Source organism: Streptomyces sp. CT34 (assembly GCF_000805335.1).
Classification (GTDB): Bacteria; Actinomycetota; Actinomycetes; order Streptomycetales; family Streptomycetaceae; genus Streptomyces.
This window is the reverse complement of sequence record NZ_KN708638.1, coordinates 401,182-411,026: the sequence shown is the minus strand read 5'-3', so window position 1 is coordinate 411,026 and position 9,845 is coordinate 401,182. Positions and strand designations below refer to the sequence as shown.

10 protein-coding genes and 1 pseudogene are annotated in these 9,845 nt (G+C 70.2%); 6 read left to right on the top strand and 5 right to left on the bottom strand.

Annotated features, from left to right (window positions below; translation table 11 throughout):
* Positions 1-188, bottom strand: a pseudogene (locus RZ84_RS40410) (hypothetical protein); the annotation flags it as partial.
* 510 nt (positions 189-698) lie between these two features.
* On the opposite strand from RZ84_RS40410, the gene RZ84_RS01860 reads away from it, so the two are divergent.
* Positions 699-887 (top strand): hypothetical protein, encoded by a 189-nt coding sequence (locus RZ84_RS01860; protein WP_043262822.1) that lies wholly within the window; start codon positions 699-701, stop codon positions 885-887.
* A gap of 126 nt (positions 888-1,013) precedes the next feature.
* Here RZ84_RS01860 and RZ84_RS42215 read toward each other — a convergent pair whose 3' ends face one another.
* The 4 genes from RZ84_RS42215 to RZ84_RS01845 all read right to left on the bottom strand — a co-directional run bounded on the left by RZ84_RS42215 (position 1,014) and on the right by RZ84_RS01845 (position 5,145).
* Positions 1,014-1,148 (bottom strand): hypothetical protein, encoded by a 135-nt coding sequence (locus RZ84_RS42215; RefSeq protein ID WP_277816863.1) that lies wholly within the window; start codon positions 1,146-1,148, stop codon positions 1,014-1,016.
* Between the two features lie 167 nt (positions 1,149-1,315).
* Entirely contained in the window at positions 1,316-1,747 is a 432-nt protein-coding gene (locus RZ84_RS01855) for a GNAT family N-acetyltransferase (RefSeq protein ID WP_043262821.1), read from the bottom strand.
* A 427-nt stretch (positions 1,748-2,174) separates the two neighbouring features.
* Complete coding sequence (locus RZ84_RS01850; RefSeq protein ID WP_078893498.1) at positions 2,175-3,332, bottom strand: ferritin-like domain-containing protein; 1,158 nt, start codon at positions 3,330-3,332, stop codon at positions 2,175-2,177.
* A gap of 418 nt (positions 3,333-3,750) precedes the next feature.
* On the bottom strand, positions 3,751-5,145 hold the full coding sequence (locus RZ84_RS01845; RefSeq protein WP_107068055.1) for an MFS transporter: 1,395 nt from the start codon (positions 5,143-5,145) through the stop codon (positions 3,751-3,753).
* A gap of 600 nt (positions 5,146-5,745) precedes the next feature.
* Between RZ84_RS01845 and RZ84_RS01840 the strand changes: the two genes are divergently transcribed.
* The 5 genes from RZ84_RS01840 to RZ84_RS40405 all read left to right on the top strand — a co-directional run.
* Entirely contained in the window at positions 5,746-6,096 is a 351-nt protein-coding gene (locus tag RZ84_RS01840) for a VOC family protein (RefSeq protein ID WP_043262819.1), read from the top strand.
* A gap of 147 nt (positions 6,097-6,243) precedes the next feature.
* The gene (locus RZ84_RS01835) at positions 6,244-6,822 is read left to right on the top strand and encodes a DJ-1/PfpI family protein (protein WP_043262818.1); all 579 of its coding nucleotides are present in this window, start codon (positions 6,244-6,246) and stop codon (positions 6,820-6,822) included.
* 381 nt (positions 6,823-7,203) lie between these two features.
* The gene (locus RZ84_RS01830; protein ID WP_347232722.1) at positions 7,204-8,016 is read left to right on the top strand and encodes a class I SAM-dependent methyltransferase; all 813 of its coding nucleotides are present in this window, start codon (positions 7,204-7,206) and stop codon (positions 8,014-8,016) included.
* Positions 8,017-8,344: 328 nt separating this feature from the next.
* On the top strand, positions 8,345-9,004 hold the full coding sequence (locus RZ84_RS01825; RefSeq protein ID WP_052229694.1) for a TetR/AcrR family transcriptional regulator: 660 nt from the start codon (positions 8,345-8,347) through the stop codon (positions 9,002-9,004).
* A gap of 193 nt (positions 9,005-9,197) precedes the next feature.
* Positions 9,198-9,845, top strand: a 648-nt coding sequence (locus RZ84_RS40405) for a heparan-alpha-glucosaminide N-acetyltransferase domain-containing protein (protein WP_241777509.1), incomplete at its 3' end; no start/stop codon positions are given.

Genomic DNA, 9,845 nt, shown 5'->3' with positions numbered 1-9,845 from the left:
GGCGGCTCGCCATGGGTTCGGCGGGAGCCGGTGAGGTTGCGGCGGGCGGGTACCGACGCGTTCGCCGCTGCCGGTTTCGGCACGAAAAGGCAGGCGAGTGCGGAGCCGGTGATCCCGGCCGCCGCAGCGGCGATCAGGACCCGGTTCAGGCCCTCGGGCAGAGTGACGCCGCTCTGCTGAAACAGCACGCCGAAGACCGCGACCCCAGTGTTTGCCCCAGTTGCCGGAAGGTGGTCATGGCCCCGGCGGCCATGCCTCCCCGTTCCGGCGGAAGCGCCGCGAAGACCGCGGTTCCCATCGCAGGTCCCATCGCAGGTCCCATCAACTCCACGCCCACGCCGGTCAGGGCCGATCATGTCGCCGACATTCACGCGACCAGGCATCTGTGCCGGACGGCTCCCCGCATGCTTACGTAGCCCGTGACCTGCGGCGGTATGCCCCGGGCACCCCCGGCGCCGGGGCGGTGGTGAGCGAACGGGGAACCGCTGCCGCAGCTGCGCGACACTCGGCATCGCCTTCTCCGACCGGCCTTCAGCCGGGCCCAGCCCGTCGCGCACCAGGGGTTCTGTCCGGGGGCGTCCGACGCCGGGCAGCATGATTCACCCCTTTGCCCCGGAGGGAGAGCTGATGCCCGTCCACTCCAGGATCATCAGTCTGGGTACCCGCCCCGTACACCTACGTATGAAGGAGCATTCGCAATGGGGATGAAGGACGAGTCGCAGGAGAAGGCGCAGCGTGCCAGGGAAAGGGCGCAGCAGGCCAGGCAGCAGGCGCAGCAGCGGGGCCAGGAGGCACAGGACAAGGCGCGCCAGCAGCAGAGCGGGCACCAGCAGCAGAGCGGGCAGCAGTCCCTCGATGACATTCAGGACGACCTCGACGAGCAGTGAGTTGGCGTCAGCCGGGCATGGCGGCGAGAGCACATCCGCGCAGCCGGGCCGCGACGGCTGAGAACGATTCGAGCGCGGCATCTGGAGAGACCCACCAAGTGCCGCGCTCAGTCACGGTTCCGGGCCTCAGGGCTCAAGGCACTGGCCGACCCACTCGCCGACTGTCAGGTGCGGAGTGAGCGACTGGCCGGTGGCGAACTTGCGCTTGGTTTCGTCGTAGTGGAATCGGTTCGGTTCGTGCTCGCGGCGGCCCTGTCGCATGTCAGCGATCCGAGGACGGTGCTTGAAAGCCGTTCTCGTCGGTGAGGGTGAGCAGGGCGCTGCCGAAGCGGCGAGAGCAAGTCGCCACGTCCGGCGGTGATTCCGCTCGCCGTGCCCGGGGCCTGTTGTGCAGACCTGTCGGGCAGGTCATTCCGTTCCGTAAGTTCTCAACTACCGCCCATCAAGCGGTACATGCCGATGGAGTCGTGCGTGGCGGTGTCGGCGAAGCCGAACTTCTCGTAGAGGAAGCGGGCGGGGCCGTCCGCGATGAGTGAGACGTAGGCGGTGGCGGGCGCGCGGTCCTCCAGTTCGCGGGTCAGCGCGGCCATGATGCGCTTGCCGAGACCTTGCCCCTGGTGTGCGGGGTGCACGCAGACATCGACGATCTGGAAGGCGGTACCGCCGTCACCGACGATGCGCCCCATGCCGATGGGTTCGCCTTCGTGGTGGAGGATCACGCCGTACCAGGTGTTGGGCAGGGCGAGCGCGACTGCCTCGGGGTCTTTGTCGGAGAGGCCGGCATCCGCTCGCAGGCGGCGGAAGTCCTCGCAGGAAGGTACGCCCACGCGTAGTTCGTAAGGGTCGTTCTTTATTTCCATGCATTACATGTTAGGGGAGTGGGGTGGCGGTTCTGCTGCGGCCTGGTGGTGCTCGGGACCGGTGGTGAGACGCCGATACGTGACACGAGGACGGCGGTCTTTCACCGGGCTGGAAGCTGTCAGTGGTGGCTGTTCATGGCTGCACGTACCTCGGCGAGCGTGGCATCGGCCACCGCTCTGGCTCGCTCGTCGCCGTCGCGCGGTGTCCGGTGGAGGAAGGAGTGGTCCTGCGCGTAGTCGGTTCTTCGAGCCCTGAACCGGGTCCAGGTATTCGTTGACCGCCTCGGTTATGTCTGCGGACGCAGACTGATCGCAGCACGGGTGACCCCGTCCTTGAACTCCGAGGGCCGGGGCCGGCTACCTGGACCCGGGTGAGACGGCATGGGGAACGCCGCGCCGTTCAAGTCCGAGTGGCAGGGCAGGCGCGTCAGATGGCCCGATGAGGTGGGAGTGGGCGGAACAGGGGGCCGTAGGTGCCCGGGGCGTCGGGGATGGAGATCTCCATCAGTTCGACGGCAGGGGACTCAAGCCCCCACATGGCGTGGACCGCCGCGCTCAACGCCCGCTCGCCGCCTCCGTCCCAGGCTCGGTCAAGGGAGTTGAGCACGTCGTGGTAGGTGTCGTCGAAGCGTTGCAGGAGCCGCTGAACGTCCGTCGGGGGGTGGGGCCAGCCACCGGCCGGTACGCGGGCCATGGGGCGGACGTCTGGGAAGGGCACGGGCGCGCCGGTGAACTCCCATCTGTCGTTCACCTTGCGCAGCCGTCGCCCGTGGTAGATCTCGCTGAAAGCGTAGTAGTGGGCCGGATGGTCATCCTCGAAGGTGTTGGCCGGGGAACTGGCGGTGCCCTCGCCCTGCTCCTTGACGATCTCCATGGAGCGCTCGACATCGTCAAGGTTCTCGACCGGCTTCAGCACGTCCGCGCCGATGTACTTGAACAGTTGCCCTCGCGTGGACAGCTCGGGTGCCGCGGTCCGGAACGCCCTCTGCAACTCTTCGTAGAAGACGCCGATGCTGAGGGAGTTGGCCGCACCCTGGGCGATCGGAGCCTCGGGTGCTTCGATCGCCATCATCACGTCGTGCACGAACGACGGGGTGAGACTGGACAGATACACGGTCACTCCGGCGCGCACGCCCCCGGGGAGCGGGCCGGGGTAGACGGGTGCCGCGTCGCTGATTCTCGGACGCCCGCCCACTGCAACAAGCAAGTTGGACACCACGCCCAAGTGGTACATCTCATCGCCGATGACGCGCCGGATCAACCGGGCGGCCTCGCTTCGGCGGTCCTTGATGGACCACCAGGCGCACAAGTAAGTGGGGATGGTGGCGAGTTCGAGTTCCACGGCCACTTGGAGGGCCGACCTGATCCAGGTCTCTCCGCGCGCTTCCTCGGGTACGGCGAGGAGGCGTCCCACGGAGCCGCGGTCGGGCGCGGTGGGACGTCCGACCGCCGGCAGTTCGGTTGCCTGCGCGGCACTGGCGGCCGAGACAGGCGTGGCGGCTGCAATGGCGGCTGATGCCAGGAAGCTTCGGCGCTTGAAGCGGGTGCCGGGCGGTGTTTCGGGACCTTCTCCTACGTCAGTCACCGTTGCCTCCGCTCACAACCATGGCCCCGCCTCGACGGTAGTTGCCTGGGCCCCTCGGACAGTTCGCGAAGTTAGCAGCCGCCACCACCATTCCTGGGCTGCGCGGCTTCAGTCGGCACATCCACCACCCTGTCGGGCCAGTGGGCCGTGCGCTCAGTCCGTCCGCCGGCGCGGTGACCACGGGTATGGGGAACCCCGACGGTTTCGGTGTGCGGGCGGCTCCATGTGTTCTGCGGTGGTCGACCGGAAGGCGCTGTCGTAGCGGAGGAGTTCCTCGACGGCAGCGGGCAGCAGCGCCGGTTCGTCGCGCGGCCGTGCACGCTGATCGGGGTGGCTGGCGTAGCAGGGTGATCAGGATGATGGAGATCTGGTTGGGTTGGGGCGGACACTTCGGGTCCGGGTCGTGCTTCGCCGCGGTTCAGCCGGTTCTCGCGAACCGCTGGTGCCGTAGGGCGAGCAGCGGGATGGCGAGGCCGGCGGCTGCCGCGGCGAGTGCGAGTGCGGCCTGTACGCCGTGGGCCTGACCCGCCGACCCCCATAGGGCGGCGGCCAGAGCAGGGCCGAGGGCGAAGCCCAGTTGGCGGGAGAGTTGGATGGTCGAGGCGGCGGTGGCAGCCCGGCCGGGTGGCGCGGCGCCCATCACCAGGGCCTGTGCCGGGCCGCCGTACAAACCCATGCCGATGCCGGCGAGGGCCAGGCGCCAGGCCACTTCGGGTGGGGACAGGGTCTCGCCGAGGGGCAGGAGCAGGCCCAGGCCGAGCGTGGTGATCGCGGCGCCGGAGACCGCGACGGGGCGCGGGCCGAAACGGGTGGCCAGCCGCCCGCCGAGGGGGCCGGCCAGGCCCATGCCGAGCGGGAAGGCCAGCACGGTCAGGCCGGTTGTGGTGGCGCTGACGCCGTCGTCCTGTTGGAGGTGCAGGGCCACCGCGTAGCGCGTCGCGGCGAAGCCGGCCGCCAGGGTGAGCACTGCGCCGTACGCCCCGTGCATCCGGGACTCACGCAGTGCGGCGGTGAACGTGCGCCCGCCGGGGCCGCGCAGCCACAGTGCGAGTGGCGGAGCCGCGGCGGTGGCCAGGAGCAGCCAGGCGGGCGCGCCGGGTGCGAGGGTCAGGGCCAGGAGCACGGCCGCAAGGGCGGTCCCCACCAGTGCGGCATCGGCGAGGGAGCGCCGGTCGGGCGCGCGCAGCCGCCCGTCCCGGGGCATGGCCCGGCGGGCCGCGACCAGCGCCGCGATGCAGAAGGGGAGCTTGACGAGGAGGACCGCCCGCCAACCGAGGTGGTCCAGCAGGATGCCGCCCACCGCCGGCCCGGTGACCGCTCCCAGCGGGCCGCAGGTGGCGGGCACGCTCAGCGCCCTGGCCCGCAGCTCCGGCCGTACGGACCGGGCGGCCAGCACCGGCATCAGGACGAACAGCACCGCGGCGAAGACGCCTTGGCAGGCGCGGGCACCGATCAGCCAGGCCGCCCACGGGGCGGCGGCAGCGGCCATGCTGCACACGGCGAATCCGGCGGTTGCCGCGAGGAGTGCGGGTCGGAGACCGGCGGCGCCGTCCAGCCACCGGCCGATGGGCAGCAGCAGGGCCACGACGGGAAGTTGGTAGCCGAGGAGAGCCCACTGGGCCGTGGCGGGCGAGACGTTCAGGCTGCGGGAGATGTCCGCCAGGGCGACCGTGACGATGTTCATGTCGAGCATCGCGACGAACGACAGCATCCCGGCGACGGCGACCAGACTCCAGCGGTCCACCGCCGGCCCGCCCGGCACGTGGGATGGTGGGGTGCGGGCCGGTGACGGCTTCTGGGCGTGATGCGGCATGGTTGGGCCTCCCCGTGTGCGGGAGCTGCCGAACGGCAGTCTCCGTCCCAGGAGTCGGCCGATTCCGCCGGCGAGTTCCCGAACTGGTGAATGAATCCTGGTGGGGTCGGGAAGTGGCCACCCGCCCCTGCGGGGCCTTTTGCCAGTAGTCGGGGAGCGGGCCGGGCTGGTTCCGAGCCGGGGACGGGAGAATCCTCACCCGGGAGTGCGCCGGTTTCGGCGCCCGAGCGACGCGGGGCCGTGTCAACATGGCCTCACCGGGCCACGTATGGAAACGCCTTCCCGAGCGTGGCCCGGTCCACCGTCGCCTGCCGGCCGCACATGTCGTCACACCCCGTCCCGGTGCGGGCTGCGGCCGGCAGGCTCCTTGCCCGCGGGGGCATGGGTGCGTCACGGCGCCCCCGTGGCGCCATCGGCTGCTCACGCCCCTGCCCCGCCGCTCGCTCGCGGACCTCGACGCTCGACGTGGCGATCACAGACCGGGGCCTGGCCGTGGCACGATGCCCGGCACACCGACCGCCGCGGCACCTCACCCGGCAGGGTGCGGAGACCGCCCCGCACCGCAGGCGGCGTCCGGGGCGCAACGAATGAGGGGCCAGCATGATCAACGGCGCGCACGTCATCCTTTACAGCCAGGACGCGGAGGCCGACCGCGCCTTCATCCGCGACGTACTCGACTTCCCCGGCGTCGACGCCGGCGGCGGCTGGATGATCTTCAAACTGCCCCCGGCCGAGGTCGCCGTACACCCCACCGACGACGCCCCGCGACACGAGTTCTCCCTGATGTGTGACGACCTCCGCACCCAGCTGGGGCAGCTGCGCGCGCAAGGCGTCGAGGTCACCCGCCCGATCAGCGAGCAGCGCTGGGGTCTGCTGACCGCCGTCCGCCTTCCCAGCGGCGCGGAACTCCCCCTCTACCAGCCGTTCCACCCGGTCGCCCACAGCCTCTGACGACGGGTTGGAACGCCCTCCCGTGCCGGGAGTCCGGAAACCGGCGTTGGACGACGCATTCGCGGACATCGGTTGGGGAACCGATGGACCCGATACGGCCCGCTCATTCCGATCGGGCCGGCCGCTGCGATCACGAGGAGTACCGCCATGCCCAAGATCCTGCTCATCGCCGGCGACGCCACTGAGGACCTGGAGTTCTTCTACCCGTACCAGCGGCTGCTGGAGGAGGGCTACGAGCTGCGGATCGCCGCCCCTTCCCGCAAAAAGCTGCAGTTCGTCGTGCACGACTTCGTCGACGACTTCGACACCTACGTCGAGCGCCAGGGCCACTCCTGGTCGGCCGACCTCGCGCTGTCCGAGGTCGACCCCGCGGAGTACGCGGCCCTCGTCCTCCCCGGCGGCCGGGCGCCCGAATACCTCCGGCACGACTCCGACTTCCGGCGCGTCGTCACGCACTTCTTCGATGCGGACAAGCCTGTCGCGCACATCTGCCACGCGGCCATCGCGCTGGCGCCGCTCGGTGTGCTGAAGGGCCGCCGCACCTCCGCCTACCCCGCCTGTGCGCCGGAGGTGGAACTGGGCGGCGGGGTCTTCGTGGACGGCTCGGCGGTGGTGGACGGCAAAGTCGTCTCGGCCCGCGCCTGGAACGACCAGCCGGAGTGGATGCGGGCGTTCGTGGAGATCCTGCGGGAGTACGCACCGGCGGGGAAGCCCGAACAGGGCTGAGCGCCGCGCGGCGTGGCCGCCCACCGTGTGGGCGGCCGGAGCACCCTCGCAGGGCAGGCCGGAGCGGGACGACCACGATCCAGTACGGTTCCGCCGCCGTGCTCACACCCGCCACGGTGATTCGTCCGCTTCCTGTTACGTCGAGCCGGCGAGTGCTCGCTCGCGACACGAGGTACGGGTCGAACGAGGTATGGGTCGAACAGCGACCCACCGGCGCCGGGTGCAACGTCTCGGCGTCCCCGCTCCCGCTGTGGCTCCGTTCTCCGCCTCGGCTTACGGCTCGGCCCATGGCGCGGTGTGCCGCCCCGTGACGTGTCCGGGCCAATCGGTCGGACGAGCAGTTCGTCCAAGCTCGCCACGACCGGGCGACAGAGGAGCGACGTGGACAAGGACATGGATATGGACAAGGGCATGGACATGGACATGGGCTTCTCGGCGGGGGAGGAGCAGTGGCGGGCCCATTCGGGGACGTTGCGGCAGGTCGTCCGCCAGGAGCTGGTGTCGCGGCAGCTTGCGGCGCACCTGCCGGACCTGCCGCCCCGACGGGTGCTCGATATCGGTTGCGGACAGGGCACACAGGCTCTGGGCTTGGCCCGGCGAGGGCATTCGGTCACCGGACTGGATTCCTCGCCCCGGCTGCTTGACGACTTTCGCGCCGCGGTGGCTGCGGAGCCGGTGGAGGTCGGCGACCGGGTGCGCCTGCTCCACGGTGACGCCGAACAGCTGGCGGGGATGTTCGCCCCGTCGAGTTTTGATGTGGTGCTCTGCCAGGGCGTGTTGATGTATTTCCCGGATCCCGGTCCACTGCTGGACGCCATCGGGCAGGTCCTGGTGCCGGGCGGGATCCTCTCCCTGCTCGTACGGAACGGGGATGCCCTGGCGATGCGCCCAGGGTTGCTGGCCGACTGGGACAACGTCGAGAGGGCCTTCGAGGGGGACTCCTATCTCAACCGGATCGGTGTGCACGCCCGTGCCGATCGGCTGGCGGATCTCACGACGGCGTTGGGCCGGCGTGAGATGCGTGTGCGCGCCTGGTACGGGGTTCGGGTGTTCACCGACACCGTCGCGTCGGATGCGGCGCTGCCGGACGCGGAGACGCTCGGCGCCATCCTCCGCTGCGAGGAACGTGCCGGGTGCACCGACCCCTATCGGCGGGTGGCGGCCCTGCTGCATTTGATCGCCGAGCGTCGGTAGGGGAGAGTAACTCCGTAGTAGGAAAAGGGCCTTGGCCGTGCGAGGGGTAACCCCTTCGTTGTGGTCGGTGCCATGGTGTTGACCTGCGATTCCTCGCACTGCCTTGCTCAGCCTCGGCCTTCCGGCGTCAACGGCCCTGGATTTCCCGTCGTGTTGTCCGCAACCGCCGATCCGACGAGGGGTCCTGTGATCGCTGAAGTCCTGTTGGTCGGACGGGGGTTGCACTTTCGGTTTTGCCGGTTGGTGTCGGAACTGTCTAGCGTCTGTGCTGTCGTCATTGATGACAGCACAGATGTCGGGAGGGTTTGGTCAGGTGAGGAAACGGCCGGTGCGACTGTCGCCGGAGCTGATCGTCGATGCGGCGGTGCGGGTCGCGGCGCGCGCGGAGGGGGACGGGCTGACCGGGCGGGCGCTGGGCGAGGCGCTGGGCGTGGACCGCTCGGCGGTGTGGCGGCATTTCGCCGACCGCGATGCGCTGCTGCTCGCGGTGGGTGACCGTCTGCTGCAGATGGCGGTCGCGCGGGTACCCGAAGGACTGGCGGCGGGTGAGCGGCTGCGGACGCTGGCCCACAGCGTGGTGGAGGTCTACGTCGCGCATCCCTATGTGGGCGCGGCCGTCGCCTGCCGGACCACGCGGGGCCCGGGGGAGTTCGCCGCGATCGAGATGATGCTCGCCGGACTGCAGGAAATAGGTCTGCGGGCGGAGGACGTCGCCCTCTTCCAGCGGATGCTCGCCGACACGATCCTCGCCCACGCCGGCAGGCGCGCCGGGCACGCCGTACTCCCACAGCACCTCAAGGACGGCGACGAGCAGGCAGGGGCCGTCGTCCAGGCCACCCTCTCGCCCGAGCAGTACCCGGCGCTCACCGCCCTCTCGCCGTACCTCGCCGAGCACGATGATGACCGCGTCCTCGACGCACTCCTGGAAGCCTTCTGGCTTGCCGTCGAGGCCACCGCAGACGCCACTCGCCGGAACTCCGGGCGCTGATCGCAGGTACCTCGTATGCCGACCCGTCCGATTCCGGGTCCGCCGTGGTGAGACCGCTGTGCCCGACTTCACGACACTCCGCAGGCCCCCTCGGCTTGCGGTGAAAAGCCCCGGGACGGACGGTTACGGCGTCCACACCAGTCCTCCCGCCCCGGGTCACCTACCCCGTACGAGACGAGAGGGAGACCCCCTTATGGCCCCCGCCCGGCACCTACAGGACTCGCCAGGGCGCCGTGTTCCGCCCTCAGACGACGCCCCGGCCTCGACACACGAGACCGGCAGGACTTCGGCGGGTCGGCTGATCGGCGTCGACCTGGCCCGTGGACTCGCGGTCTTCGGCATGTACGCCGCCCATGTCGGCCCCGACCCGGATGAGGGAGGGGTGACCGGCTTCCTCATGGAACTGACCCATGGCAGGGCCTCGGCGCTCTTCGCCCTCCTGGCGGGCTTCGCCGTCGTCCTCATCACCGGGCGCAGCACGCCGAAGACCGGGCGCGCCGGCCGCCAGGCCGTCGCCAAGGTGGTGATCCGGGCCGCGGTACTGGTGGCGACCGGCGCGGCGCTGACCATGGCCGGTACCCCGGTCGATGTCATCCTGGCCTTCTACGGTGTGTACTTCCTGCTCGTGCTGCCGCTCTACCGGCTCAGCGCCAGATCGCTGGCGGTGATCGCGGCGGGGACAGCCGTCGTCTTCCCCCAGCTGTTGTACGCCGCGATGCAGGTGATCGGCGACGGCACGTACGACGGTGCACACCACGGCCGCAGTGCCGTCCACGGCATCATCTCCCTCCTCTTCTCCGGCAGTTACCCGGCCATCACCTGGGTCCCGTTCGTCATCGCC

Bases quoted from the DNA above. Each gene is read 5' to 3' on its own strand.
- RZ84_RS01860 (WP_043262822.1), top strand. From the start codon at position 699: ATGGGGATGAAGGACGAGTCGCAGGAGAAGGCGCAGCGTGCCAGGGAA.
- RZ84_RS42215 (WP_277816863.1), bottom strand. From the start codon at position 1,148: ATGCGACAGGGCCGCCGCGAGCACGAACCGAACCGATTCCACTACGAC.
- RZ84_RS01855 (WP_043262821.1), bottom strand. From the start codon at position 1,747: ATGGAAATAAAGAACGACCCTTACGAACTACGCGTGGGCGTACCTTCC.
- RZ84_RS01845 (WP_107068055.1), bottom strand. From the start codon at position 5,145: ATGCCGCATCACGCCCAGAAGCCGTCACCGGCCCGCACCCCACCATCC.
- RZ84_RS01840 (WP_043262819.1), top strand. From the start codon at position 5,746: ATGATCAACGGCGCGCACGTCATCCTTTACAGCCAGGACGCGGAGGCC.
- RZ84_RS01835 (WP_043262818.1), top strand. From the start codon at position 6,244: ATGCCCAAGATCCTGCTCATCGCCGGCGACGCCACTGAGGACCTGGAG.